We start from the raw sequence: 24,760 nt of genomic DNA on the forward strand, positions 1-24,760 counted from the left end.
GGCCCTTGACGCGGCACCGGGCTGACAGGCACGCTGACACCAGCAAGACCTTCCGCGCTTGCAACGGCCACCTCTTGGGTAAAGCCAGCGGCAGCACCACCGCCGCGACGCCCGAGCGGACCGGCAGGACCGTCGCGTTCCGAGCGGCCCGGTAGACCCGGTTTTCCGAGGTCCCGAGGCAAGTTCCGCGATGACCTGCGGGGTGGGCTGGACAGCGGTTAGCCTCTCGGCTACACTGCTAGTTTGCGCTGCCTTCCGACTTGACCCCTGCTCGGAAATGTCCGATTGCGGATATTTCTGGTGGGGTCATTGGAGTGCACGCGTACCAGCCGTTCTGCAGCACCGGTCCTCGGAAGGACGCATCTTGGCAGCTTCCCGCCCTGCGAAGACCAGTCGTACGTCGAGCGCTTTCGCGCCCCGCCGAGTTTCATTCGGTCGGATCACCGAACACCTCGAGGTCCCCAACCTCCTCGCCATCCAGAACGAGTCCTTCGACTGGCTCGTCGGCAACGAGGCTTGGCAGGGCCGGTCGGCGGACGACCCGCACGCACGCTCGGGTCTCGCGGAGATCCTCGACGAGATCAGTCCCATTGAGGACTTCTCCGGCACCATGTCGCTCTCCTTCTCGGCTCCGCGCTTCGACGAGGTCAAGGCCTCGATCGAGGAGTGCAAGGAGAAGGACCTGACCTACTGCGCGCCGCTGTTCGTGACCGCGGAGTTCACCAACAACACCACTGGCGAGATCAAGAGCCAGACGGTGTTCATGGGTGACTTCCCGATGATGACGCCGAAGGGCACCTTCATCATCAACGGCACCGAGCGCGTCGTGGTCAGCCAGCTCGTCCGCTCGCCGGGCGTGTACTTCGACAAGCAGCCGGACAAGACCTCCGACCGCGACCTCTCCAGCGTCAAGGTCATCCCGAGCCGGGGTGCCTGGCTGGAGTTCGACATCGACAAGCGCGACACGGTCGGCGTCCGCATCGACCGCAAGCGCCGGCAGGCCGTCACCGTCCTGCTCAAGGCCATCGGGTGGTCCGCGGAGCAGATCCGCGAGAAGTTCGGCTGGTCCGAGCTGATGATGACCACGCTCGAGAAGGATCACATCGGCGGTCAGGACGAGGCGCTGCTGGACATCTACCGCAAGCTCCGTCCGGGCGAGCCGCCGACCCGCGAGAACGCCCAGACCCTGCTGGACAACCTCTTCTTCAACCCGAAGCGGTACGACCTGGCCAAGGTCGGGCGGTACAAGTTCAACAAGAAGCTCGAGATCGGCGTCCCGATCACCACCGGGACGCTGACCGAGGACGACATCGTCGCCACCGTGGAATACCTGTGCCGGCTGCACGCCGGTGAGGAGGGCTACGAGGCCGACGACATCGACCACTTCGGCAACCGTCGCCTGCGTACCGTGGGCGAGCTGATCCAGAACCAGGTCCGGGTCGGCCTGTCCCGGATGGAGCGGGTCGTCCGCGAGCGGATGACCACCCAGGACGTCGAGGCGATCACGCCGCAGACCCTGATCAACATCCGCCCGGTGGTGGCGGCGATCAAGGAGTTCTTCGGTACGTCGCAGCTGTCCCAGTTCATGGACCAGACCAACCCGCTGGCGGGCCTGACCCACCGGCGCCGGCTGAGCGCGCTCGGTCCGGGTGGTCTGTCCCGGGAGCGGGCCGGCTTCGAGGTCCGCGACGTGCACCCGTCCCACTACGGCCGGATGTGCCCGATCGAGACGCCGGAAGGCCCGAACATCGGTCTGATCGGCGCGCTCTCCACCTTCGCCCGGGTCAACCCGTTCGGCTTCATCGAGACGCCGTACCGGAAGGTCATCGACGGTCGGGTCACCGACCAGATCGACTACCTGACCGCGGACGAGGAGGACCGGTTCGTCAAGGCGCAGGCCAACGCCCCGCTGAAGTCCGACGGGTCGTTCGCCGAGGACCGCGTCCTGGTCCGCCGTAAGGGCGGCGAGACCGAGGACGTGGCGCCGGCGGCCGTCGACTACATGGACGTGTCGCCGCGGCAGATGACCTCGGTCGCGACGGCGATGATCCCGTTCCTCGAGCACGACGACGCCAACCGCGCGCTCATGGGCGCGAACATGCAGCGCCAGGCGGTGCCGCTGGTCAAGGCGGAGTCCCCGCTGGTCGGCACGGGCATGGAGTACCGCGCGGCCGTGGACGCCGGCGACGTGGTCGTCGCCGAGGTCGGCGGTGTGGTCGAGGACCTCTGCGCGGACTACATCACCGTTCACCAGGACGACGGCCACCGCCGGACGTACCTGCTGCACAAGTTCCGCCGCTCCAACGCCGGCTCCTGCGTCAACCAGAAGCCGGTCGTCTTCGAGGGCGACCGCGTCGAGGCCGGCCAGGTCATCGCCGACGGTCCGTGCACCGACGAGGGCGAGATGGCGCTCGGGCGCAACCTGCTCGTGGCGTTCATGACCTGGGAGGGCCACAACTACGAGGACGCGATCATCCTGTCGCAGCGCCTCGTGCAGCAGGACGTGCTCACCTCGATCCACATCGAGGAGCACGAGGTCGACGCCCGGGACACCAAGCTCGGCCCGGAGGAGATCACCCGCGATATCCCGAACGTCAGCGAGGAGATGCTCGCCGACCTCGACGAGCGCGGCATCATCCGGATCGGCGCCGAGGTCGTCCCCGGCGACATCCTGGTCGGCAAGGTCACCCCGAAGGGCGAGACCGAGCTGACCCCGGAGGAGCGGCTGCTCCGCGCGATCTTCGGCGAGAAGGCGCGCGAGGTCCGGGACACCTCGCTGAAGGTGCCGCACGGTGAGACCGGCACGGTCATCGGCGTGCGTACCTTCTCCCGCGAGGACGGCGACGAGCTGCCCCCGGGCGTGAACGAGCTGGTCCGGGTCTACGTGGCCCAGAAGCGCAAGATCCAGGACGGTGACAAGCTCGCGGGCCGCCACGGCAACAAGGGCGTCATCTCCAAGATCCTGCCGATCGAGGACATGCCGTTCCTGGAGGACGGCACCCCGGTCGACATCGTGCTGAACCCGCTCGGTGTGCCGTCCCGGATGAACATCGGCCAGGTCCTGGAGACCCACCTCGGGTGGGTGGCCAAGACGGGCTGGAGCGTGGACGGCGACGACGCCGACTGGAAGCGCCAGCTCCGCTCGATCAACGCGCACGAGTCCGAGCCGGACACCAACGTGGCCACCCCGGTCTTCGACGGTGCCCGCGAGGAGGAGATCTCCGGTCTGCTCGAGTCGACCCTGCCCAACCGGGACGGCCAGCAGCTGATCGGGCGCAGCGGCAAGGCGCAGCTGTTCGACGGTCGCTCCGGCGAGCCGTTGCCGGACCCGATCGCGGTCGGCTACGTCTACATCCTGAAGCTCAACCACCTGGTCGACGACAAGATCCACGCCCGGTCGACCGGCCCGTACTCGATGATCACGCAGCAGCCGCTGGGTGGTAAGGCGCAGTTCGGTGGCCAGCGCTTCGGTGAGATGGAGTGCTGGGCGATGCAGGCGTACGGCGCCGCCTACGCCCTGCAGGAGCTGCTGACGATCAAGTCCGACGACGTCCTCGGCCGGGTCAAGGTCTACGAGGCGATCGTCAAGGGCGAGAACATCCCGGAGCCGGGCATCCCGGAGTCGTTCAAGGTGCTGCTCAAGGAGCTGCAGTCGCTGTGCCTCAACGTCGAGGTGCTCTCCAGCGACGGTGTGGCCCTGGAGATGCGCGAGACCGACGACGAGGTGTTCCGGGCCGCGGAGGAGCTGGGCATCGACCTGTCCCGGCGCGAGCCGAGCTCGGTCGAAGAGGTCTGAGGCGAGCGGTCGGGAGCCGGTCCGCCGGCTCCCGACCCCGCCCGTTAGCTAGGCAGTACAGACGACGACATAGGGGACATAGTGCTCGACGTCAACTTCTTCGACGAGCTGCGCATCGGCCTCGCCACCGCCGACGACATCCGTCAGTGGTCCCACGGTGAGGTCAAGAAGCCCGAGACCATCAACTACCGCACCCTGAAGCCGGAGAAGGACGGGCTCTTCTGCGAGAAGATCTTCGGTCCGCAGCGGGACTGGGAGTGCTACTGCGGTAAGTACAAGCGGGTCCGCTTCAAGGGCATCATCTGCGAGCGCTGCGGCGTCGAGGTGACCCGCTCCAAGGTTCGCCGGGAGCGGATGGGTCACATCGAGCTGGCCGCTCCGGTGACCCACATCTGGTACTTCAAGGGCGTGCCGAGCCGGCTGGGCTACCTGCTGGACCTCGCCCCGAAGGACCTCGAGAAGATCATCTACTTCGCCTCGTACGTCGTGACGAGCGTGGACGCCGAGGCGCGTCACCGCGACCTCTCGACCATCGAGAACGAGATCCTGGCCGAGAAGCGGCAGGCCGAGAACAGCCGCGACTCGGAGATCGAGAAGCGGGCCGCCAAGCTCGAGGCCGACCTGGCCGAGCTGGAGGCCGAGGGCGCGAAGGCGGACGTCCGGCGCAAGGTCAAGGAGGGCGGAGAGCGCGAGATGCGCCAGATCCGCGACCGGGCCCAGCGCGAGATCGACCGCCTCGACGAGGTCCTCGACACCTTCCGCAAGCTGGAGCCGAAGCAGCTGGTCACCGACGAGCTGCTCTACCGCGAGCTGCGCGACCGCTTCGGCGAGTACTTCACCGGCAGCATGGGCGCCGAGGCCATCAAGGCGCTGGTCCAGAACATGGACCTCGGCGCCGAGGCCGAGCATCTGCGCGAGACCATCCGCTCCGGCAAGGGCCAGCGGAAGATCCGGGCGCTCAAGCGACTGAAGGTCGTGGCGGCGTTCCAGAACACCCGCAACTCGCCGCTCGGCATGGTGCTCGACTGCGTCCCGGTCATCCCGCCGGACCTGCGTCCGATGGTGCAGCTGGACGGTGGCCGGTTCGCGACCTCCGACCTGAACGACCTGTACCGCCGGGTGATCAACCGGAACAACCGCCTCAAGCGGCTGATCGACCTCGGCGCGCCCGAGATCATCGTCAACAACGAGAAGCGGATGCTCCAGGAGGCCGTCGACGCGCTGTTCGACAACGGCCGTCGCGGTCGTCCGGTCACCGGCCCGGGCAACCGGCCGCTGAAGTCGCTCTCCGACATGCTCAAGGGCAAGCAGGGTCGGTTCCGCCAGAACCTGCTGGGCAAGCGCGTCGACTACTCCGGCCGTTCGGTCATCGTGGTCGGCCCGAAGCTCAAGCTGCACCAGTGCGGTCTGCCCAAGCAGATGGCGCTGGAGCTGTTCAAGCCGTTCGTGATGAAGCGGCTGGTCGACCTCAACCACGCGCAGAACATCAAGTCCGCCAAGCGGATGGTCGAGCGGCAGCGGCCGGTCGTGTGGGACGTGCTGGAGGAGGTCATCGGCGAGCACCCGGTCCTGCTGAACCGGGCGCCCACCCTGCACCGGCTGGGCATCCAGGCCTTCGAGCCGCAGCTGGTCGAGGGCAAGGCCATCCAGATCCACCCGCTGGTCTGCACCGCGTTCAACGCCGACTTCGACGGTGACCAGATGGCGGTCCACGTGCCGCTGTCCGCCGAGGCCCAGGCCGAGGCGCGGATCCTGATGCTGTCGTCGAACAACATCCTCAAGCCGGCCGACGGCAAGCCGGTCACCATGCCCACCCAGGACATGGTCATCGGTCTCTACCACCTCACCCACCTCACTCCTGGGGGCACGGGCGAGGGCCGGGCGTTCAGCTCGGACGCCGAGGCGCGGATGGCCTTCGACAACGGCGAGCTGCACCTGCAGACTCCGGTCAAGATCCGCCTGCGCGACCTCGTCGGGGTCGACAACGGCGCCGGCGCCGAGCCGTGGGTCGCGCCGGAGGGCTGGGTCGAGGGCGAGCCGGTGACCGTGGAGACCACGCTCGGCCGGGTCCTGTTCAACGAGACGCTGCCGCAGGGCTACCGCTTCGTGAACTACGAGATCCGCAAGGGCCAGCTCTCCGCGATCGTCAACGACCTCGCCGAGCGCTTCCCGAAGGTGGCCCTGGCGGCCACCCTGGACGGGCTCAAGGAGGCCGGTTTCCACTGGGCCACCTGGTCCGGCGTCACCATCGGCATGGAGGACGTCATCGCTCCGCCGCGCAAGCGGGAGATCCTGGAGCGGTACGAGAAGGAAGCCGACCGGATCGACAAGCAGTACCAGCGTGGTCTGATGACCGCCGAGGAGCGTCGCGGCGAGCTCATCGAGATCTGGACCAAGGCGACCAATGAGGTCGCCAAGGAGATGGACACCGCGCTGCCGCAGGAGAACCCGCTGTGGAAGATGATCAACTCGGGGGCCCGCGGTAACCTGCTCCAGCTCCGGCAGATCGCGGCGATCCGTGGTCTGGTGGCCAACCCCAAGGGTGAGATCATCCCGCGTCCGATCAAGGCGTCGTACCGCGAGGGTCTCTCCGTGCTGGAGTACTTCATCTCCACGCACGGTGCCCGCAAGGGTCTCGCCGACACCGCGCTGCGTACCGCCGACTCGGGTTACCTGACCCGCCGTCTGGTGGACGTCTCGCAGGACGTCATCATCCGCGAGGAGGACTGCGGCACCGACCGCGCCATCCCGATGCAGATCGGCGAGCGGCTGGACGGCAAGCTGGTCGTGCACACGCACGCCGAGACCAGCGTGCACGCCCGGACCCTGGCCGACGACATCAAGGGGCCGGACGGCACCGTGGTCGCCGAGCGCGGCCAGGACATCAACTCGATCGGCGTCGACCGGATCGTGGCGGCCGGAGTGGAGACCGTCCGGGTGCGCAGCGTGCTCACCTGCGAGTCCAAGCTGGGCGTCTGCGCGGCCTGCTACGGCCGTTCGCTGCCGACCGGCAAGTCGGTCGACATCGGTGAGGCGGTCGGCATCATCGCCGCCCAGTCCATCGGTGAGCCGGGTACGCAGCTGACGATGCGTACCTTCCACACCGGTGGTGTCGCGGGTGAGGACATCACCCAGGGTCTGCCCCGTGTCCAGGAGATCTTCGAGGCGCGGGTGCCGAAGGGTAAGGCGCCCATCGCCGACACCCCGGGCCGGATCCGGATCGAGGACGGCGAGCGGTCGCGGAAGATCATCGTGATCCCGGACGACGGCAGCGACGAGATCGTTTACGACAAGATCTCGAAGCGGGTCAAGCTGCGGGCCCACGACGGCGACCACGTCGAGGTCGGCGAGAAGCTCACCGAGGGCACCATCGACCCGCACGAGCTGCTGCGCATCCTCGGCCCGCGCGCGGTCCAGGTCCACCTGACCCAGGAGGTCCAGGAGGTCTACCGCTCGCAGGGTGTGCTCATCCACGACAAGCACATCGAGATCATCATCCGCCAGATGCTCAAGCGGGTGACGGTCATCGACTCCGGCTCGACCGAGTTCCTGCCGGGCGTGCTGGTCGACCGGGCGCTCTTCGAGTCGGAGAACCGCCGGCTCGTCTCCGAGGGCGGCGAGCCCGCTGCGGGTCGCCCGGTGCTGATGGGTATCACCAAGGCCTCGCTGGCCACGGACTCCTGGCTGTCGGCGGCCTCCTTCCAGGAGACCACCCGGGTGCTGACGGACGCGGCGATCCACGCCCGCAGCGACTCGCTGATCGGCCTCAAGGAGAACGTGATCATCGGTAAGCTCATCCCGGCCGGTACGGGCATCAGCAAGTACCGCAACGTCCGGGTCGAGCCGACCGAGGAGGCGAAGGCCAAGGTCTACTCGATGACCGGCTACCCGGAGACCGACTACGGCTTCGGGCCGGCCAGCGGCCAGGCGGTGCCGCTGGACGACTTCGACTTCGGGTCGTACCGCTAAGCAGCAGGAACGACGAGGCCCTCGGCGGATGCCGGGGGCCTCGTCGTGTCTCGGGTGCAGCATCTGAAGAGAAAGCTCTCGAAAGAAAGCTGTCGAGAGAATACTCTCGACGCCATGGAGACCGACGGACCGCGCACCCTCACCGACGCCCGCGAGCTGCGGGCGCTGAGTCACCCCGTACGGCTGGCCCTGATGGAGGCCCTCGGCGGCGGCCCACTGACCGCCACCCAGGCGGGGGAGCTGATCGGCGAGACCGCCACCACCTGTTCCTTCCACCTGCGGCAACTGGCCCGCTACGGCTTCGTGGAGGAGGCCGGCGGCGGCCGCGGCCGGGCCCGGCCCTGGCGGCTGACCCGCCGCGGCTGGTCCGCGCCGGCCCGACCGGAGGACCCGGACTGGACCCGAGCCTCCCAGGCGCTCGACCGGGTACTGCTCGACCGGTACGTCCAGCGGCTGCGCCGCTTCGTCGACGACGCCCCCACCTACCCGCCGCAGTGGTATCAGGCGTCTTTCGGGGACCAGCACCTCTTCCACCTCACGGCGGACGAGCTGGCCGCATTCGCTGCCGCCTACCAGAAGTTGATCGACGACCTCCACGCGCGAACCGGCGCCCGCCGCGCCGACCCCGGCGCCCGCCCGGCCGGGACGCTCCCGGTCGAGCTGCTCCTCTTCGGCTACCCGGTCCAGGCCCCGGAGGTGGCGGATGTCGATCCGACGGCTGCTGGCTGAACCGCGCGCCCGCCGCTACCTCGCCGGGCAGACGCTGTCCCTGGTCGGGGACAGCGCAATGTGGCTGGCCTGCGGCATCTGGGTGAAGGACCTGACCGGCAGCGACGGCGCGGCCGGCCTGACCTTTCTCTTCTTCGCCGCCCCGGCACTGCTCGCGCCGCTGGCCGGGCTGCTCGCCGACCGGCTGCCGCGCCGCCGCCTGCTGGTGGCGGCCAACCTGGCCGGCGCGGTGATCCTGCTGCCGTTGCTGGCGGTGCGCGGCCCCGATCACGTGCCGCTGATCTACGCGGTGATGCTCCTCTACGGCTGCCTCCACCTGGTCATCGAACCGGCCCAGTCCGCCCTGCTCGTCACCCTGCTCCCCGGTGAGCTGCTGGCCGGCGCGAACGCGCTGCTGCGTACGGTCCGGGAGAGCCTGCGGCTGCTCGCCCCGCTCGCCGGCGCCGGCCTGTACGCGCTGTTCGGCGGCGCGGCGGTGGCCGTACTGGACCTGGCCACCTTCGTCGGCGCGGCGGCGCTGCTGCTCACCCTGCGCGGGCCGGACCCGGCCCCGGAACGCCCGGAGCGCACGGGTGGCGTGCTGCGGCACTGGGCCGGGGAGGTGAACGCCGGCTTCCGGCACCTCGCTGGCCACCCGCTGCTGCGTCGGGTGGCGCTGGCGACCGCGGTGCTCGCCTTGGTGCTCGGCTTCGCCGAGTCCACCGGCTACGCCGTCGTCGACCGGGGCCTGCACCGGTCCCCTGAGTTCCTCGGGGTGCTCCAGGCCGCCCAGGGGGCCGGCGCGGTCCTCGGTGGCCTGGCCAGCGCGGCCGCGGTCCGCCGGTTCGGCGAGGTACGCGTCGCCGCCACGGCGTTCCTCGCCTGGGCCACCGGCGCGGCGCTGGCCGCCACCCCGCTGCTCGGCACGGTCCTGGCCGGCCGGGTCGCCGCCGGCGCGGGGCTCACCGTCATGGCGATCGCCCTGCTCACCCTGCTCCAGCGCAGCACCCCCGACCGGCTCCAGGGCCGGGTGTACGCCGGCTTCGAGGTGACCACGACCGTCCCGCAGACCGCCTCGATCGCGCTCGGGGCGTATCTGATCGGCGTGCTCGACTACCGGGTGCTGCTGTTCGCCGAGGCCGCCGTGGTGGCGGTCGCCGCACTGCTGCTGCTCCGCGCGGGGCGGTACGCCGTGCCGCCGGTCGGGACGTCGGCGGGCCCGGTCGGGGCCGGGTCGGGGCATGATGGGGGGCATGACGACCGTGCCCGGCCAGGTGCCCGTCGCCCCGCAGGCGCCGCGCCATCCGCTCGACCCTGAGCCGGTCCGCTCGACCAAGGCCCGCGCGGTCTTCGCCCTCGGGTTGATCGGCGCGCTCACCGGGTTCTTCATCGGCGGGGTGGTGCCGTCGACCATCGCCCTCACGCTCGCCCGGCAGGCCCGCCGGGAGGCGTACGCCTCGGGCGGGTTCCTGACCGGTGCCGGCTGGCTGCGCCGGGGGGAGCGGCTGGCCTGGGTCGGGCTGGTGCTGGCGGCGTTCGCGGTGGTGGCGGCGATGGTGATCGGGGTGGTCCGGCTGGCCGACGCTCCCTTCGGCCACGACTACGCCCCGAACATCGACTGACCGGGCCGGGGGAGCGCGCCGCGGCCGGCCCCGCCACCGGGACGCGCGACGGTAGCCTGGCCGGTGTCCGCCACGCGGCGGGCGAGCCACGTCGACAGGAGGACCCCCGTGACGGAGCCGGCCCCTTCGCCGGGCAGCGACCCGACCCGGTCCGTCGCCGGGCCGGACGCGTCCGGCGCCGAGCCCGCCAGCCCGTGGGCCGCACCGGGGGTCGGACCCGACGAGGGACCGAGCGCGCCGCCCGAGGGCGCCAGTGTGGGATACGCCCCGCCGCCGGCCCCGCCGTCCGGTGCCGGACCGCAGGCCGGCCCGTACCCGCCGGTTCCGAGCGCCCCGCCCCCGGCTCCGCCCGGCGTTCCGCCCCACCACCGGGGGGACGCGCTGCCGTCCGGACCCGGTCCGCACTGGGGGCCGCCGCAGTCGGCCGGCGGCGGATGGCCGACGCCCGGGACGTACCCCGGAAGCCCGCCGGGGCCCGGCGGTGGCTGGGGGCCGGTGCCGCCGGCCGTCGGTCCGCGGCCGGGTCCGGCGGTGCCGCCGCCTCCGCGCGAGGCGGCGCGCCCGCCGAAGCGGGTCGACCCGGTCCCCGGCACCCCGTTCGGCGTGGTCCACCTGGACGTGCCCCCGGTGACCTCGGGGCTCGCCGTCGGGTCGCTGGTCACCGGGATCGCCTCGATCCTGGTCTCGCTGCTGGTGTTCTGCTTCGGCTTCGCCGGGCCGGACTACGGTGGCGCCTGGGCCGCCGGGGCGTTCACCGTGCTCGGCGGCATCGCCGGGACGGCGGCGATCGTCGCGGGCCTGCTGTCCCGCCGGCAGATCCGGCGGCCGGCGCCCCCGCCGGCGGTCCGGTTCACCGGACGGGGCCTGGCCGTGGCGGGGCTCAGCTGCGGGGGAGTGGGACTTCTGCTCAGCCTGCTCGGGCTCGCGGTCGCCCTGGTGGTGCAGATCACGTGATCGGCCGCCGGCGCCGTTGACCCGCGGGTGAACGGGCCCGCCGGACGTGCCGGGGCGTCCGGTGCGCGGGCGGAACCGGGGCTGCCCGGCCGGCCACGGGCGCAGCCGGTACACTGGTAGCCGTAGGTGCCCATCACGGGCGGGCAGGCACGATGCGATCGGCCGGTGGACCGCGGAGCGGTTCTCCCGGACCGCTCCGTTTTGACCTGCGCGGCTGTGGTAGGTACTCTTTCCCCTTGTGCCCGGGCAAGCCCGGGCAATGCGTGCGTGCGCTGGAGCCGGTCAGCCGGTGATCGCGCGACGACACGACCAAAGCCCAAGATCCGGCGCGGGGACCTCCCTGTGTCGGTGACACAACCCGGGGCGACGCGCGAGCGCCGCAGCGGGACCGTGATCCGGGCGACACGCCCGACCGCGGGTGCTGGGACCTCCGTCAGGGGGCCCCGGTTGGAATGTAGGAGAGCCGTCCATCAGGCCGGCTAGAGCAGACGGCGCGGTCGCCTCGCAGCGGCCGAAGGGAGCGGAGAAACCCGGTGCCCACCATTCAGCAGCTGGTCCGAAAGGGCCGCCAGGCCAAGACGACCAAGACCAAGACCCCGGCGCTGAAGGGGTCCCCCCAGCGGCGCGGCGTGTGCACCCGCGTGTACACCACCACCCCCAAGAAGCCGAACTCGGCGCTGCGCAAGGTCGCTCGTGTCAAGCTCAGCAGCCAGATCGAGGTGACCGCCTACATCCCGGGCGTCGGCCACAACCTGCAGGAGCACTCGATCGTGCTCGTTCGCGGCGGCCGTGTGAAGGACCTCCCCGGCGTGCGGTACAAGATCGTTCGCGGCTCGCTGGACACCCAGGGTGTCCGCAACCGCAAGCAGGCGCGCAGCCGCTACGGCGCGAAGAAGGAGAAGAGCTGACATGCCGCGTAAGGGACCCGCTCCGCGGAAGCCGCTGGTCGCTGACCCGGTGTACAACTCGCCGCTGGTCACCCAGCTGGTCAACAAGATCCTGATGCGCGGTAAGCGCCAGCTCGCCGAGCGCATCGTGTACGCCGCCCTGGAGGGCTGCCGCGAGAAGTCCGGCACCGACCCGGTCGTCACCCTCAAGCGGGCGATGGACAACGTCAAGCCGACCCTCGAGGTCCGCAGCCGCCGTGTCGGTGGCGCGACCTACCAGGTGCCGGTCGAGGTCCGTCCGGCCCGGGCCACCACCCTCGGGCTGCGCTGGCTGGTGACCTACTCCAAGGCCCGGCGCGAGAAGACCATGGTCGAGCGGCTGATGAACGAGCTGCTGGACGCGAGCAACGGTCTGGGTGCCGCCGTCAAGCGGCGCGAGGACACGCACAAGATGGCCGAGTCCAACAAGGCCTTCGCGCACTACCGCTGGTAACACCCTGGTTCCGGCGCCCACGAGGCGCCGGAACCGCCACCAGTTGTGTCGAGACGACGATAAGTAGGGATTGAAGTGGCCGCCGCAGACGCGCTCGCCAACGTACGCAACATCGGCATCATGGCGCACATCGATGCCGGTAAGACCACGACCACCGAGCGGATCCTGTTCTACACCGGTATCACGTACAAGATCGGTGAGGTCCACGAGGGCGCCGCCGTCATGGACTGGATGGAGCAGGAGCAGGAGCGTGGTATCACCATCACCTCTGCTGCTACCAAGTGTGAGTGGAAGGGCCACACGATCCAGATCATCGACACGCCCGGTCACGTCGACTTCACGGTCGAGGTCGAGCGGTCGCTGCGGGTGCTGGACGGTGCGGTCGCGGTCTACGACGGTGTCGCCGGCGTGGAGCCGCAGACGGAGAACGTCTGGCGGCAGGCCGACAAGTACCACGTCCCCCGGATGTGCTTCGTCAACAAGCTCGACCGGACCGGCGCCGACTTCTTCCGCTGCGTGCAGATGATGATCGACCGGCTCAACGCCACCCCGCTGGTGCTCCAGATCCCGATCGGGCTCGAGGGCGACCACATCGGCGTCGTCGACCTGATCGGCATGCGCGCCCTCACCTGGCGCGGGGAGACCCAGAAGGGTGAGGACTACGCCATCGAGGAGATCCCGGCCGACCTGGCCGACTCCGCGGCGGAGTGGCGCGAGAAGCTGATGGAGACCCTGGCCGACGTCGACGACTCGGTGATGGAGAAGTACCTGGAGGGCGAGGAGATCTCCGTCGAGGAGATCAAGGCCGCCATCCGGCGCGCCACCATCGCCAGCAAGGCCAACCCGGTGCTCTGCGGCTCGGCGTTCAAGAACAAGGGCGTCCAGCCCATGCTCGACGCCGTGGTCGACTTCCTGCCGTCGCCGCTGGACGTCCCGGCCATCGAGGGCACCGCCACCGACGGCGAGACCCCGATGCAGCGGAAGCCGTCCACCTCGGAGCCGTTCTCGGGCCTGGCCTTCAAGATCCAGACCGACAAGCACCTCGGCAAGCTCACCTACGTCCGGGTCTATTCCGGCGTGGTCGAGACCGGCACCCAGGTGGTCAACTCCACCAAGGACCGCAAGGAGCGGATCGGCAAGATCTACCAGATGCACGCCAACAAGCGGGAGGAGCGCGGCTCCGCCAAGGCTGGCGACATCATCGCGGTGCAGGGTCTCAAGCAGACCACCACCGGTGACACCCTGTGCGACCCGGCGAACCCGGTCATCCTGGAGTCGATGACCTTCCCGGAGCCGGTCATCGAGGTCGCCATCGAGCCGAAGACCAAGGCCGACCAGGAGAAGCTCAGCACCGCCATCCAGCGGCTGGCCGAGGAGGACCCGACCTTCCGCGTCAAGCTGGACGAGGAGACCGGTCAGACGGTCATCTCCGGCATGGGCGAGCTGCACCTGGACATCCTGGTCGACCGGATGCGCCGCGAGTTCAACGTCGAGGCGAACATCGGTAAGCCCCAGGTGGCGTACCGCGAGACGATCCGCCGCAAGGTGGAGAAGATCGAGTACACCCACAAGAAGCAGACCGGTGGTTCCGGCCAGTACGCCCGCGTGATCGTGAGCATCGAGCCGCTGCCGCTGGACAACGACTCGCCGACCTACGAGTTCGCGAACGCCGTCACCGGTGGCCGCATCCCCCGGGAGTTCATCCCGTCGGTGGACGCGGGTGCGCAGGACGCCATGCAGTACGGCATTCTCGCCGGCTTCCCGCTGGTGGGTGTCAAGCTGACGCTGCTGGACGGCCAGTACCACGAGGTCGACTCGTCCGAGATGGCATTCAAGATCGCCGGCTCGATGGTGATGAAGGAGGCGGCCCGCAAGGCCGACCCCGCTCTCCTCGAGCCGATGATGGCCGTTGAGGTCACCACTCCTGAGGAGAACATGGGTGACGTCATCGGCGACCTCAACTCCCGCCGCGGCATCATCCAGGCGATGGAGGAGCGCAGTGGCGCCCGCATCGTCCGGGCCCTGGTGCCGTTGTCGGAGATGTTCGGCTACGTCGGCGACCTGCGGTCGAAGACCCAGGGCCGGGCTAGCTACAGCATGCAGTTCGACTCCTACGCCGAGGTTCCGCAGAGCGTCGCGAAGGAGATCATCGCCAAGGCTACCGGTGAGTGACCTCACCTGAGCCGATCCGATGAGCCGGGGACGGTCGCGGGAGGGATCTCCCGCCCGCGACCACCTCGGTCGGATTGTGTGAATCCGGGCCTGTAGGCTTCATCGCCGCAGAACCCACCAAGGCTCTCCGGCCGTCAGGCCGGAAAGGCTGTCGACAGAGTCCTAAGCGCCGAACCTGGCGTACCGGGGCGAACGAACCAAGAAGTCCACAGGAGGACACCAGTGGCGAAGGCGAAGTTCGAGCGGACTAAGCCGCACGTCAACATCGGCACCATTGGTCACATCGACCACGGTAAGACGACGCTGACGGCGGCCATCACCAAGGTCCTGCACGACGAGTTCCCGGAGCTCAACCCGTACACCCCGTTCGACGAGATCGACAAGGCGCCGGAGGAGAAGGCCCGCGGCATCACGATCTCGATCGCGCACGTCGAGTACCAGACCGCCAACCGGCACTACGCGCACGTGGACTGCCCGGGTCACGCGGACTACATCAAGAACATGATCACCGGTGCCGCCCAGATGGACGGCGCGATCCTGGTGGTCGCCGCGACCGACGGTCCGATGCCGCAGACCCGCGAGCACGTGCTGCTGGCCCGCCAGGTCGGCGTGCCGTACATCGTCGTGGCGCTCAACAAGAGCGACATGGTCGACGACGAGGAGCTCCTGGAGCTCGTCGAGCTCGAGGTCCGCGAGCTGCTCTCCTCGCAGGAGTACCCGGGTGACGACCTGCCGGTCGTCCGGGTCTCGGCGCTGAAGGCCCTCGAGGGTGACCCCGAGTGGACCGCCAAGCTGCTCGACCTGATGAACGCCGTCGACACCGCGATCCCGCAGCCGGAGCGCGAGACCGACAAGCCGTTCCTCATGCCGATCGAGGACGTGTTCACGATCACCGGTCGTGGCACCGTCGTCACCGGTCGCGCCGAGCGTGGCATCCTCAAGCCGAACGAGGAGGTGGAGATCGTCGGCATCCGCGAGAAGTCGATGAAGACCACCTGCACCGGCATCGAGATGTTCCGCAAGCTGCTCGACGAGGCCCGCGCCGGCGAGAACGTCGGTCTGCTCCTCCGCGGCATCAAGCGCGAGGACGTCGAGCGCGGCATGGTCGTCATCAAGCCGGGCACCACGACCCCGCACACGGAGTTCGAGGCGACGGTCTACATCCTCTCCAAGGAGGAGGGCGGCCGCCACACCCCGTTCTTCCAGAACTACCGTCCGCAGTTCTACTTCCGGACCACGGACGTCACCGGCGTCGTCACGCTGCCCGAGGGCACCGAGATGGTCATGCCGGGCGACAACACCACCATGACGGTGAAGCTGATCCAGCCCATCGCCATGGAGGAGAACCTGAAGTTCGCGATCCGCGAGGGTGGTCGTACGGTCGGCGCGGGTCGCGTCACCAAGATCATCAAGTGAGCTGGGTAACCCCGATTAGCGTTGCCGTGCGGTAGTACGGCATACTGGTCAGGTTGCGTAACGACGGTTAGTCGCCTGCGTCCGGTGCAATGCTGGACCTCCGGGCAGACCAACAGTCGCGCGCAGGGTGGTTGATCGCCCCTGGCGGTCAACCACCCTCGCACGGCGTCCAGGTCGCGGTGACGCGATCGGCGCCATGACCCACCGCGTGGTCAGAGAATCGCTCCGGAGCCCCGGGGCGGAGCCTGGTCAACGGGCGCGACACGCCCGACCGCGGGGGTCGGCGGAAGTGGGCCTGTGCCAGCCGGTACAGGCGCCCGCAACACAGCGGCATCGAGAGAAGGAACAGAAGCCACCATGGCGGGACAGAAGATCCGCATCCGGCTCAAGGCCTATGACCACGAGGTCGTCGACTCCTCGGCTCGGAAGATCGTCGAGACGGTGACGCGTACCGGGGCGCAGGTCGCTGGCCCGGTGCCGCTGCCCACGGAGATCAACCGTTTCTGCGTTATCCGCTCGCCGCACAAGTACAAGGACTCGCGCGAGCACTTCGAGATGCGCACGCACAAGCGGCTGATCGACATCATCGACCCGACCCCGAAGACGGTCGACTCGCTCATGCGCCTCGACCTGCCGGCTGGCGTCGACATCGAGATCAAGCTGTAGGGACCGGACAAATGGACAGGCAAGTCAAGGGGATCCTGGGCGCGAAGCTCGGCATGACCCAGGTCTGGGACAACAACAAGGTTGTCCCGGTGACCGTGGTTCAGGCCGGCCCCTGCGTCATCAGCCAGGTTCGTAGCGCCGAGAAGGACGGTTACTCCGCGGTCCAGCTGGCGTACGGCACGATCGACCCGCGCAAGGTCAAGAAGCCGATCAGCGGGCACTACGCGAAGGCGGACGTCGCCCCGCGCCGGCACATCGTCGAGCTGCGGACCGTGGACGCCGCGGACTACTCGCCGGGCCAGGAGGTCACGGTCGAGGAGTTCCCCGCCGGCATCACCATCGACGTCACCGGCAAGACCAAGGGCAAGGGCTACGCCGGCCCGATGAAGCGGCACGGCTTCCACGGTCTGCGCGCCAGCCACGGTGTGGAGCGCAAGCACCGCTCGCCGGGCTCCATCGGCGCCTGCGCCACCCCGGGCCGCGTCTTCAAGGGCACCCGGATGGCCGGTCGGATGGGTGGCGTGCGCTACACCGTCCAGAACCTGACGGTCCAGGCGATCGACACCGAGAACAACCTCCTGCTCGTCCGCGGCGCCATCCCCGGCCCCAAGGGCGCGCTGGTCCTGGTCCGTACCGCGGCCAAGACCAAGGCGAAGAAGGGCGGTGCGGCCAAGTGACCACCGTTGACGTCCGCAACGTCGAAGGCGCCAAGAGCGGCTCGGTCGAGCTGCCGGCCGACATCTTCGACGTCCAGGCCAACATCGCGCTGATGCACCAGGTCGTGGTGGCTCAGCTCGCGGCGGCCCGGCAGGGCACGCACAAGGCCAAGACCCGCGGCGAGGTCTCCGGTGGAGGCAGGAAGCCGTACAAGCAGAAGGGCACCGGTCGTGCCCGCCAGGGCTCGACCCGCGCGCCGCAGTTCGCCGGCGGTGGCGTGGTCCACGGCCCGGTGCCGCGCGACTACAGCCAGCGGACCCCGAAGAAGATGAAGGCCGCCGCCCTGCGTGGCGCCCTCTCCGACCGGGCCCGCGCCGGCCAGGTGCACGTCGTCGAGGCGTTCGTCTCGGGCGAGAAGCCGTCGACCAAGGCCGCGCTGGCCACGCTGGCGAAGCTGACCGAGGCGCGTCGCGTCCTGGTCGTGCTGAGCAGCACCGACGAGCTGAACTGGGTGTCGCTGCGCAACGAGCCGCGGGTGCACCTGATCGAGGCCGGCCAGCTCAACACGTACGACGTGCTGGTGGCCGACGACGTGGTCTTCACGAAGGAGGCCCTGGACGAGTTCCTGGGCGTTCCCGCCGAGACCACCGAGGAGGGTGGCAAGTGAGCACGATCGCCGATCCGCGCGACATCATCGTCGCGCCGGTCGTCTCGGAGAAGAGCTACAGCGAGCTGAACCGCAACTGGTACACCTTCCTGGTGCACCCGGACGCGAACAAGACCGAGATCAAGATCGCTATCCAGCAGATCTTCAACGTCCGCGTCCTGACGGTCAACACGCTCAACCGCGAGGGCAAGCGCAAGCGCACCAAGACCGGCTTCGGTCAGCGCAAGGCCACCAAGCGGGCGATCGTGAAGCTGGCTGACGGTGACCGTATCGAGGCCTTCGGCGGCCCGGTCAGCTGAGGGGTGTAGACAATGGCTATCCGTAAGTACAAGCCGACGACGCCGGGCCGGCGTGGCTCGAGCGTCGCCGACTTCGCCGAGATCACCCGGTCGACGCCCGAGAAGTCGCTGCTCGCTCCGCTGCCGAAGAAGGGCGGGCGCAACGCCCACGGCCGGATCACCACGCGGCACCACGGTGGCGGCCACAAGCGCCAGTACCGTCTGATCGACTTCAAGCGGGTCGACAAGGACGGCGTGCCGGCGAAGGTCGCCCACATCGAGTACGACCCGAACCGCACCGCGCGCATCGCGCTGCTGCACTACGCCGACGGCGAGAAGCGCTACATCATCGCGCCGAAGGACCTGAAGCAGGGCGACGCCGTGGAGTCGGGCCCGGGCGCCGACATCAAGCCGGGCAACAACCTGCCGCTGCGCAACATCCCGGTCGGTACCACCATCCACAACGTGGAGCTGCGTCCGGGCGGCGGCGCCAAGCTGGCCCGCTCGGCCGGCGTCGGCATCCAGCTGCTCGGCCGTGAGGGTGCGTACGCGACCCTGCGCATGCCGTCCGGTGAGATCCGGCGTGTCGACGTGCGCTGCCGCGCCAGCATCGGCGAGATCGGCAACGCCGACCAGTCGAACATCAACTGGGGTAAGGCCGGCCGGATGCGGTGGAAGGGCAAGCGCCCGACCGTCCGTGGTGTCGCCATGAACCCGGTCGACCACCCGCACGGTGGTGGTGAGGGTAAGACCTCCGGTGGTCGCCACCCGGTCAACCCGCAGGGTAAGCCCGAGGGCCGCACCCGTCGTAAGGGCCAGCCGAGCGACCGGCTGATCGTCCGCCGCCGCTACGCCACGCGTAAGCGCGGCTGAGGGAGATAAGACATGCCTCGCAGCCTGAAGAAGGGCCCGTTCGTCGACGACCACCTGCTCAAGAAGGTGGAGACGCAGAACGACAAGGGCTCCAAGAACGTCATCAAGACCTGGTCGCGGCGCTCGACGATCATCCCGGAGATGCTGGGTCACACGATCGCCGTGCACGACGGACGCAAGCACGTCCCGGTCTTCGTGACCGAGGCCATGGTCGGGCACAAGCTCGGCGAGTTCGCGCTGACCCGCACGTTCAAGGGTCACGAGAAGGACGACCGGAAGAGCCGCCGGCGCTGACGCCGCGGGCATACGGATAGAGGAACAAGGGGTTACAGCGATGCCAGGAAAGGGCGACGCTCCGGTGCTTCCGGGCGCGCGGGCGGTTGCGCGGCACGTGCGCATCTCGCCGATGAAGGCGCGCCGGGTGGTCAACCTCGTCCGCGGCCTGCCCGCGAAGGAGGCGCTCACGGTGCTGCAGTTCGCGCCGCAGGCTGCGAGCGAGCAGGTGTACAAGGTCCTCGCGAGCGCGATCGCCAACGCGGAGAACAACGAGCGGCTGGACCCCGACGCGCTGCTCGTCAGCGAGGCGTTCGTCGACGAGGGCCCGACGATGAAGCGGTTCCGGCCGCGGGCGCAGGGCCGGGCGTACCGGATCCGCAAGCGCACCTGCCACATCACCGTGGCGGTCGAGGCGGTGGCGCCGGCCGCGCCGAAGAAGTCGGCGAAGAAGGCCGCTCCGGCCAAGCAGGCCGAGGCCGCCGAGGGGCAGAGCACGACGGAGGGTGCCGAGTAATGGGTCAGAAGGTTCACCCCACTGGGTTCCGGCTCGGCATCTCGACCGACTGGAAGTCCCGCTGGTTCGCGGACAAGCTCTACAAGGACTACATCGGCGAGGACGTCAAGATCCGCCGGATGATGTCCAAGGGCCTGGAGCGCGCCGGCATTTCCAAGGTCGACATCGAGCGCACCCGGGACCGGGTCCGCGTCGACATCCACACCGCCCGGCCGGGCATCGTCATCGGCCGTAAGGGCGCGGAGGCCGACCGGATCCGCGGCGAGCTGGAGAAGCTCACCGGCAAGCAGGTCCAGCTGAACATCATCGAGGTGAAGAGCCCCGAGTCGGACGCGCAGCTGGTCGCCCAGGGCGTCGCCGAGCAGCTGTCCAGCCGGGTCAGCTTCCGTCGGGCCATGCGCAAGGCGATGCAGTCCGCCATGAAGAACCCGGTCTGCAAGGGCATCCGAGTGCAGGTCTCGGGCCGTCTCGGCGGCGCCGAGATGAGCCGGACCGAGTTCTACCGCGAGGGCCGGGTTCCGCTGCACACGCTGCGGGCCAACATCGAGTACGGCTTCTTCGAGGCCCGTACCACCTTCGGCCGGATCGGCGTGAAGGTCTGGATCTACAAGGGCGACGCCGTCCCGGGCCGGGAGGCTCCGGCCGAGGCCGGTCCGTCCCGCCCGCGCCGTGACCGCGGCGACCGCCCCGAGCGGCCGCGCCGTGGCCGGTCGGGTTCGTCCGGCACGACCGCCGGTGGCACCGAGGCCGGCCGCGCTGCCGCGACCACCATCGCGCAGCAGGCCGAGACGCCGAGCGGCGAGCCGGTGGACGCTTCCGCCGTCGCCGCCGCGGCAGAAACGCAGCAGGAGGGCTGACAGATGCTGATGCCGCGCAAGCCCCCGAAGGGCTTCCGCAAGCCGCACCACCCGGACCGCCACGGCGCGTCCAAGGGTGGTAACCGGGTGGTGTTCGGCGAGTTCGGGATCCAGGCTCTCGAGCCGGCGTACGTGACGAACCGCCAGATCGAGTCGGCGCGTATCGCGATGACCCGCCACATCAAGCGTGGTGGAAAGGTCTGGATCACGATCTTCCCGGACCAGGCCCTCACCAAGAAGCCGGCGGAAACCCGGATGGGTTCCGGTAAGGGTTCGCCCGAGTGGTGGGTCGCCAACGTCAAGCCGGGGCGGGTTCTCTTCGAGATGTCCTTCCCCAACGAGCAGATCGCGCGAGAGGCGATGCGTCGCGCGATCCACAAGCTCCCGATGAAGTGCCGCATTGTTACGCGCGAAGTGGGTGAATCCTGATGGCAGCGGGCGTCAAGCCTTCCGAGCTGCGTGAGCTCTCCGAGGAGGAGCTGGTCACGAAGCTGCGTGAGGCCAAGGCGGAGCTGTTCAACCTCCGCGTGCAGGCCGCAACCGGGCAGCTGGACAACAACCGGCGGCTGCAGGTCATCCGTCGGGAGATCGCCCGGATCTACACGATCATGCGTGAGCGTGAGCTGGGTCTCTCGACCGCGCCGACTGAGGTGACTGCATCATGAGTGAGAACACCACCGCCGCCGCCGCGCGGGCCCGCCGCAAGGTGCGTGAGGGCCTCGTGGTCAGCGACAAGATGGAAAAGACCGTCGTGGTCGAGGTCGAGGACCGGGTCAAGCACGCGCTGTACGGCAAGATCATGCGCCGTACCAGCAAGCTGAAGGTCCACGACGAGCAGAACTCCGCCGGCATCGGCGACCGGGTCCTGATCATGGAGACCCGGCCGCTCTCCGCCACCAAGCGCTGGCGGCTCGTGGAGATCCTCGAGAAGGCCAAGTAGCGAAGGCTCGAGCTCGGCCGGCATGGTCGGGCGCAGGTTCCGCCAGGCTCCGGCCGTCCCTGGGCGGCCGGAGAACCGGCAGACATAGGAGATAGACGTGATTCAGCAGGAGTCGCGACTGCGCGTCGCCGACAACACGGGTGCCCGGGAGATCCTGTGCATCCGGGTTCTCGGTGGCTCCGGTCGGCGCTACGCGAGCATCGGCGACGTCATCGTGGCCACGGTCAAGGACGCGATCCCCGGTGCCGGTGTGAAGAAGGGCGACGTCGTCAAGGCCGTCGTCGTTCGCACCGCCAAGGAGAAGCGGCGGCCGGACGGCTCGTACATCCGCTTCGACGAGAACGCCGCCGTCATCATCAAGGACGGTGGGGACCCGCGCGGTACCCGTATCTTCGGCCCGGTGGGGCGCGAGCTGCGGGACAAGCGGTTCATGAAGATCATCTCTCTCGCGCCGGAGGTGTTGTGACCGTGAAGGTCAAGAAGGGCGACACGGTCGTCGTCATCGCCGGCAAGGACAAGGGTGCCAAGGGCAAGGTCATCGCGGCCTACCCGCGGCAGGACAAGGTCCTGGTCGAGGGCGTGAACCGGGTCAAGAAGCACACTCGCATCAGCACCACTCAGCGTGGCGCCAAGACCGGTGGCATCGTCACCCAGGAGGCCCCGATCCACGTCTCGAACGTGCAGGTCCTGGACTCCGACGGCAAGCCGACCCGCGTCGGTTACCGGATCGACGACAACGGCCAGAAGGTCCGCATCGCGCGTAGCACCGGTAAGGACCTCTGATGACCACGGCTACCGAAACCAAGACCCTGCCGCGCCTCAAGGAGCGGTACCGCAACGAGGTCGTGGCGAAGCTGCAGGAGCAGTACAACTACGGCAACCCCATGCAGGTGCCCGGTCTGGTCAAGATCGTCGTCAACATGGGTGTCGGCGAGGCCGCTCGGGACGCCAAGCTGATCGACGGCGCGGTCCGCGACCTGGCCACCATCACCGGCCAGAAGCCGCTGGTGCGGCGGGCGACCAAGTCCATCGCGCAGTTCAAGCTCCGTGAGGGCATGCCGATCGGCGCCAAGGTCACCCTGCGCGGCGACCGGATGTGGGAGTTCCTGGACCGGCTGCTCTCGATCGCGCTGCCGCGTATCCGCGACTTCCGCGGCCTGGACGGGCGCAAGCTCGACGGGCACGGCAACTACACGTTCGGTCTGACCGAGCAGTCGGTGTTCCACGAGATCGACCAGGACAAGATCGATCGCCAGCGGGGCATGGACATCACGGTGGTCACCACCGCCACGACCGACGACGAGGGCCGGGCGCTGCTCAAGCTCCTGGGCTTCCCGTTCAAGGAGAACTGAGATGGCCAAGAAGGCGCTGATCATCAAGGCGGCCGCGAAGCCGAAGTTCTCGGTTCGCGCGTACACCCGCTGCCAGCGGTGCGGGCGTCCGAAGGCGGTCTACCGCAAGTTCGGTCTCTGCCGGGTGTGCATCCGGGAGATGGCCCACCGCGGTGAGCTGCCCGGCGTGTCCAAGGCTTCCTGGTAATAGCCCGGCGCGCTCCGGCGCGTCAGCTGAACTGTCTCTTCGCCGTAGGCCCCGGGCCTGGCCCGGGGAACCCCGGCGAGAAAGGTTGACGAATTTCATGACGATGACCGACCCGATCGCAGACATGCTCACGCGTCTGCGGAACGCCAACCAGGCGTACCACGACCGGGTGACGATGCCCTACTCGAAGATCAAGGCGAACATCGCCGAGGTCCTCAAGGCCGAGGGTTATGTCGCCGCCTGGTCGGTCGAGGAGCCCGAAGAGGGCGCCGTCGGCAAGCGACTGGTCGTCGAGCTGAAGTACGGCCAGAACCGGGAGCGGAGCCTGGCCGGCATCAAGCGCGTGTCCAAGCCCGGTCTCCGGGTGTACGCCAAGTCGGACGGGCTCCCGCGGGTGCTCGGCGGGCTGGGCGTGGCGATCATTTCGACGTCCCAGGGGCTGCTCACCGACCGGCAGGCCCGCAAGCGGAGCGTTGGCGGGGAAGTCCTCGCCTTCGTCTGGTAACGGGAGACAGGTAGAAATGTCGCGTATTGGACGTAAGTCGATCACGGTGCCGTCCGGCGTCGAGATCACGATCGACGGCCAGACCGTCAAGGTCAAGGGCCCCAAGGGCGAGCTGTCGCACACGCTCGCCGAGCCCATCACGGCGGAGCGCGCCGAGGACGGCCAGCTGCACGTCAACCGGCCGAACGACGAGCGCAAGGCCAAGGAGCTGCACGGCCTGAGCCGTACCCTGGTCGCCAACATGATCGTGGGCGTGACCGAGGGCTACCGCAAGAGCCTCGAGATCGCCGGTACCGGTTACCGTGTCACCGCCAAGGGCAAGGACCTGGAGTTCGCGCTCGGGTTCTCGCACCCGGTGCTGGTGCCCGCGCCGGAGGGCATCACCTTCACGGTGGAGAAGCCGACGCTGTTCCACGTGGCCGGCATCGACAAGCAGCAGGTCGGCGAGGTCGCCGCCAACATCCGGAAGATCCGCCCGCCGGAGCCCTACAAGGGCAAGGGCGTGAAGTACCAGGGCGAGGTCATCCGCCGTAAGGCTGGAAAGGCAGGTAAGAAGTGAGCGCCACGCTGCTCAAGCGCCGCCGCGGCGTTGCCGCCAAGCGCGCCGTCGGGCGTGCGCGCCGGCACTTCCGGGTCCGCAAGAACGTCAGCGGCACCACCGAGCGTCCCCGCCTGGTCGTCACCCGTTCGCTGCGGCACATCGTCGCCCAGATCGTGGACGACACCAAGGGTCACACCCTGGCGTCGGCCTCGACCATGGACGCCTCGCTGCGCGGCACCGAGGGCGACAAGAGCGCCCTGGCCGGCAAGGTCGGCGCCCTGCTCGCCGAGCGCGCCAAGGCCGCCGGCGTCTCGAAGGTCGTCTTCGACCGCGGTGGCAACCGGTACGCGGGGCGGGTCGCCGCGCTTGCCGACGCCGCCCGCGAAGCCGGGCTCGAGTTCTAGAAACCCCGTCACGAGAGAGAAGGAAG

The 24,760-nt window shown here is 69.0% G+C and carries 28 protein-coding genes; all 28 read left to right on the forward strand.

Annotated features, from left to right (window positions below; genetic code table 11):
* The first annotated feature begins 364 nt into the window (after positions 1 to 364).
* The 28 genes from rpoB to rplR all read left to right on the forward strand — a co-directional run bounded on the left by rpoB (position 365) and on the right by rplR (position 24,734).
* Positions 365 to 3,796, forward strand: a complete 3,432-nt coding sequence (rpoB, locus tag ACZ6S5_RS27075) for a DNA-directed RNA polymerase subunit beta (protein ID WP_466004853.1) — start codon at positions 365 to 367, stop codon at positions 3,794 to 3,796.
* Between the two features lie 81 nt (positions 3,797 to 3,877).
* Positions 3,878 to 7,765, forward strand: coding sequence for a DNA-directed RNA polymerase subunit beta' (locus ACZ6S5_RS27080; RefSeq protein WP_466004854.1), 3,888 nt, complete (start codon positions 3,878 to 3,880; stop codon positions 7,763 to 7,765).
* Between the two features lie 114 nt (positions 7,766 to 7,879).
* The gene (locus ACZ6S5_RS27085) at positions 7,880 to 8,494 is read left to right on the forward strand and encodes an ArsR/SmtB family transcription factor (RefSeq protein ID WP_466004856.1); all 615 of its coding nucleotides are present in this window, start codon (positions 7,880 to 7,882) and stop codon (positions 8,492 to 8,494) included.
* A complete protein-coding gene (locus ACZ6S5_RS27090) occupies positions 8,469 to 9,791 on the forward strand; it encodes an MFS transporter (RefSeq protein WP_466004857.1) in 1,323 nt (440 codons plus the stop codon). Before ACZ6S5_RS27085 ends, ACZ6S5_RS27090 begins: the two co-directional genes overlap by 26 nt.
* Complete coding sequence (locus ACZ6S5_RS27095) at positions 9,727 to 10,095, forward strand: hypothetical protein (RefSeq protein ID WP_466004859.1); 369 nt, start codon at positions 9,727 to 9,729, stop codon at positions 10,093 to 10,095. Before ACZ6S5_RS27090 ends, ACZ6S5_RS27095 begins: the two co-directional genes overlap by 65 nt.
* 531 nt (positions 10,096 to 10,626) lie before the next feature.
* Positions 10,627 to 11,049 carry a hypothetical protein gene (locus ACZ6S5_RS27100; RefSeq protein ID WP_466004861.1) on the forward strand — a complete coding sequence of 141 codons (423 nt, stop codon included), beginning with the start codon at positions 10,627 to 10,629 and terminating at the stop codon, positions 11,047 to 11,049.
* A 533-nt stretch (positions 11,050 to 11,582) separates the two neighbouring features.
* Positions 11,583 to 11,957 carry a 30S ribosomal protein S12 gene (gene rpsL / locus ACZ6S5_RS27105; RefSeq protein WP_007465318.1) on the forward strand — a complete coding sequence of 125 codons (375 nt, stop codon included), beginning with the start codon at positions 11,583 to 11,585 and terminating at the stop codon, positions 11,955 to 11,957.
* A 1-nt stretch (position 11,958) separates the two neighbouring features.
* Positions 11,959 to 12,429: a 30S ribosomal protein S7 gene (gene rpsG, locus ACZ6S5_RS27110; protein ID WP_088647009.1), complete on the forward strand. Its 471-nt coding sequence runs from the start codon at positions 11,959 to 11,961 to the stop codon at positions 12,427 to 12,429.
* Between the two features lie 75 nt (positions 12,430 to 12,504).
* The gene (fusA, locus tag ACZ6S5_RS27115) at positions 12,505 to 14,601 is read left to right on the forward strand and encodes an elongation factor G (RefSeq protein WP_466004863.1); all 2,097 of its coding nucleotides are present in this window, start codon (positions 12,505 to 12,507) and stop codon (positions 14,599 to 14,601) included.
* A gap of 222 nt (positions 14,602 to 14,823) precedes the next feature.
* A complete protein-coding gene (tuf, locus tag ACZ6S5_RS27120; protein WP_393182429.1) occupies positions 14,824 to 16,017 on the forward strand; it encodes an elongation factor Tu in 1,194 nt (397 codons plus the stop codon).
* A 357-nt stretch (positions 16,018 to 16,374) separates the two neighbouring features.
* Positions 16,375 to 16,683, forward strand: a complete 309-nt coding sequence (gene rpsJ, locus ACZ6S5_RS27125) for a 30S ribosomal protein S10 (RefSeq protein ID WP_007073037.1) — start codon at positions 16,375 to 16,377, stop codon at positions 16,681 to 16,683.
* Positions 16,684 to 16,694: 11 nt separating this feature from the next.
* Entirely contained in the window at positions 16,695 to 17,360 is a 666-nt protein-coding gene (gene rplC / locus ACZ6S5_RS27130; RefSeq protein WP_466004864.1) for a 50S ribosomal protein L3, read from the forward strand.
* On the forward strand, positions 17,357 to 18,007 hold the full coding sequence (rplD, locus tag ACZ6S5_RS27135; protein WP_466004866.1) for a 50S ribosomal protein L4: 651 nt from the start codon (positions 17,357 to 17,359) through the stop codon (positions 18,005 to 18,007). The genes rplC and rplD overlap by 4 nt, the downstream gene beginning before the upstream one ends.
* Positions 18,004 to 18,306: a 50S ribosomal protein L23 gene (gene rplW, locus ACZ6S5_RS27140; protein WP_073834931.1), complete on the forward strand. Its 303-nt coding sequence runs from the start codon at positions 18,004 to 18,006 to the stop codon at positions 18,304 to 18,306. Before rplD ends, rplW begins: the two co-directional genes overlap by 4 nt.
* Before the next feature lie 12 nt (positions 18,307 to 18,318).
* The gene (rplB, locus tag ACZ6S5_RS27145) at positions 18,319 to 19,158 is read left to right on the forward strand and encodes a 50S ribosomal protein L2 (RefSeq protein ID WP_046567215.1); all 840 of its coding nucleotides are present in this window, start codon (positions 18,319 to 18,321) and stop codon (positions 19,156 to 19,158) included.
* A gap of 12 nt (positions 19,159 to 19,170) precedes the next feature.
* On the forward strand, positions 19,171 to 19,452 hold the full coding sequence (rpsS, locus tag ACZ6S5_RS27150) for a 30S ribosomal protein S19 (RefSeq protein ID WP_007073032.1): 282 nt from the start codon (positions 19,171 to 19,173) through the stop codon (positions 19,450 to 19,452).
* Positions 19,453 to 19,492: 40 nt separating this feature from the next.
* Positions 19,493 to 19,948 (forward strand): 50S ribosomal protein L22, encoded by a 456-nt coding sequence (gene rplV, locus ACZ6S5_RS27155; protein ID WP_073834929.1) that lies wholly within the window; start codon positions 19,493 to 19,495, stop codon positions 19,946 to 19,948.
* A complete protein-coding gene (rpsC, locus tag ACZ6S5_RS27160; protein WP_466004868.1) occupies positions 19,948 to 20,805 on the forward strand; it encodes a 30S ribosomal protein S3 in 858 nt (285 codons plus the stop codon). Before rplV ends, rpsC begins: the two co-directional genes overlap by 1 nt.
* Before the next feature lie 3 nt (positions 20,806 to 20,808).
* Positions 20,809 to 21,234 (forward strand): 50S ribosomal protein L16, encoded by a 426-nt coding sequence (gene rplP, locus ACZ6S5_RS27165; RefSeq protein ID WP_073834927.1) that lies wholly within the window; start codon positions 20,809 to 20,811, stop codon positions 21,232 to 21,234.
* A complete protein-coding gene (gene rpmC, locus ACZ6S5_RS27170) occupies positions 21,234 to 21,470 on the forward strand; it encodes a 50S ribosomal protein L29 (RefSeq protein WP_466004870.1) in 237 nt (78 codons plus the stop codon). The genes rplP and rpmC overlap by 1 nt, the downstream gene beginning before the upstream one ends.
* Entirely contained in the window at positions 21,467 to 21,745 is a 279-nt protein-coding gene (rpsQ, locus tag ACZ6S5_RS27175) for a 30S ribosomal protein S17 (protein ID WP_466004872.1), read from the forward strand. The genes rpmC and rpsQ overlap by 4 nt, the downstream gene beginning before the upstream one ends.
* Positions 21,746 to 21,842: 97 nt before the next feature.
* Positions 21,843 to 22,211 carry a 50S ribosomal protein L14 gene (gene rplN, locus ACZ6S5_RS27180; RefSeq protein WP_007073026.1) on the forward strand — a complete coding sequence of 123 codons (369 nt, stop codon included), beginning with the start codon at positions 21,843 to 21,845 and terminating at the stop codon, positions 22,209 to 22,211.
* Entirely contained in the window at positions 22,208 to 22,528 is a 321-nt protein-coding gene (gene rplX, locus ACZ6S5_RS27185; RefSeq protein ID WP_007465276.1) for a 50S ribosomal protein L24, read from the forward strand. The genes rplN and rplX overlap by 4 nt, the downstream gene beginning before the upstream one ends.
* Positions 22,528 to 23,097 carry a 50S ribosomal protein L5 gene (rplE, locus tag ACZ6S5_RS27190; protein ID WP_091262796.1) on the forward strand — a complete coding sequence of 190 codons (570 nt, stop codon included), beginning with the start codon at positions 22,528 to 22,530 and terminating at the stop codon, positions 23,095 to 23,097. Before rplX ends, rplE begins: the two co-directional genes overlap by 1 nt.
* A 1-nt stretch (position 23,098) precedes the next feature.
* Positions 23,099 to 23,284 (forward strand): type Z 30S ribosomal protein S14, encoded by a 186-nt coding sequence (locus tag ACZ6S5_RS27195; RefSeq protein ID WP_007465272.1) that lies wholly within the window; start codon positions 23,099 to 23,101, stop codon positions 23,282 to 23,284.
* 97 nt (positions 23,285 to 23,381) lie between these two features.
* Positions 23,382 to 23,789 (forward strand): 30S ribosomal protein S8, encoded by a 408-nt coding sequence (rpsH, locus tag ACZ6S5_RS27200; RefSeq protein ID WP_148430080.1) that lies wholly within the window; start codon positions 23,382 to 23,384, stop codon positions 23,787 to 23,789.
* A 16-nt stretch (positions 23,790 to 23,805) separates the two neighbouring features.
* Positions 23,806 to 24,348 carry a 50S ribosomal protein L6 gene (rplF, locus tag ACZ6S5_RS27205; protein ID WP_466004874.1) on the forward strand — a complete coding sequence of 181 codons (543 nt, stop codon included), beginning with the start codon at positions 23,806 to 23,808 and terminating at the stop codon, positions 24,346 to 24,348.
* Entirely contained in the window at positions 24,345 to 24,734 is a 390-nt protein-coding gene (gene rplR, locus ACZ6S5_RS27210) for a 50S ribosomal protein L18 (protein ID WP_466004876.1), read from the forward strand. Before rplF ends, rplR begins: the two co-directional genes overlap by 4 nt.
* The last annotated feature ends 26 nt before the right edge of the window (positions 24,735 to 24,760 follow it).

The organism is Micromonospora sp. NPDC051924 (genome assembly GCF_055586005.1).

What these genes read in the sequence shown, in the direction of transcription:
- rpsQ (WP_466004872.1), top strand. Translation starts at nt 21,467, where the DNA reads ATGAGTGAGAACACCACCGCCGCCGCCGCGCGGGCCCGCCGCAAGGTG.
- rpsC (WP_466004868.1), top strand. Translation starts at nt 19,948, where the DNA reads ATGGGTCAGAAGGTTCACCCCACTGGGTTCCGGCTCGGCATCTCGACC.
- rpmC (WP_466004870.1), top strand. Translation starts at nt 21,234, where the DNA reads ATGGCAGCGGGCGTCAAGCCTTCCGAGCTGCGTGAGCTCTCCGAGGAG.
- rplB (WP_046567215.1), top strand. Translation starts at nt 18,319, where the DNA reads ATGGCTATCCGTAAGTACAAGCCGACGACGCCGGGCCGGCGTGGCTCG.
- rplF (WP_466004874.1), top strand. Translation starts at nt 23,806, where the DNA reads ATGTCGCGTATTGGACGTAAGTCGATCACGGTGCCGTCCGGCGTCGAG.
- rplC (WP_466004864.1), top strand. Translation starts at nt 16,695, where the DNA reads ATGGACAGGCAAGTCAAGGGGATCCTGGGCGCGAAGCTCGGCATGACC.
- rpsJ (WP_007073037.1), top strand. Translation starts at nt 16,375, where the DNA reads ATGGCGGGACAGAAGATCCGCATCCGGCTCAAGGCCTATGACCACGAG.
- ACZ6S5_RS27085 (WP_466004856.1), top strand. Translation starts at nt 7,880, where the DNA reads ATGGAGACCGACGGACCGCGCACCCTCACCGACGCCCGCGAGCTGCGG.
- rplV (WP_073834929.1), top strand. Translation starts at nt 19,493, where the DNA reads ATGCCAGGAAAGGGCGACGCTCCGGTGCTTCCGGGCGCGCGGGCGGTT.
- rplP (WP_073834927.1), top strand. Translation starts at nt 20,809, where the DNA reads ATGCTGATGCCGCGCAAGCCCCCGAAGGGCTTCCGCAAGCCGCACCAC.
- rpsS (WP_007073032.1), top strand. Translation starts at nt 19,171, where the DNA reads ATGCCTCGCAGCCTGAAGAAGGGCCCGTTCGTCGACGACCACCTGCTC.
- ACZ6S5_RS27095 (WP_466004859.1), top strand. Translation starts at nt 9,727, where the DNA reads ATGACGACCGTGCCCGGCCAGGTGCCCGTCGCCCCGCAGGCGCCGCGC.
- rpsG (WP_088647009.1), top strand. Translation starts at nt 11,959, where the DNA reads ATGCCGCGTAAGGGACCCGCTCCGCGGAAGCCGCTGGTCGCTGACCCG.
- ACZ6S5_RS27090 (WP_466004857.1), top strand. Translation starts at nt 8,469, where the DNA reads ATGTCGATCCGACGGCTGCTGGCTGAACCGCGCGCCCGCCGCTACCTC.
- rpsH (WP_148430080.1), top strand. Translation starts at nt 23,382, where the DNA reads ATGACGATGACCGACCCGATCGCAGACATGCTCACGCGTCTGCGGAAC.
- ACZ6S5_RS27195 (WP_007465272.1), top strand. Translation starts at nt 23,099, where the DNA reads ATGGCCAAGAAGGCGCTGATCATCAAGGCGGCCGCGAAGCCGAAGTTC.
- rplE (WP_091262796.1), top strand. Translation starts at nt 22,528, where the DNA reads ATGACCACGGCTACCGAAACCAAGACCCTGCCGCGCCTCAAGGAGCGG.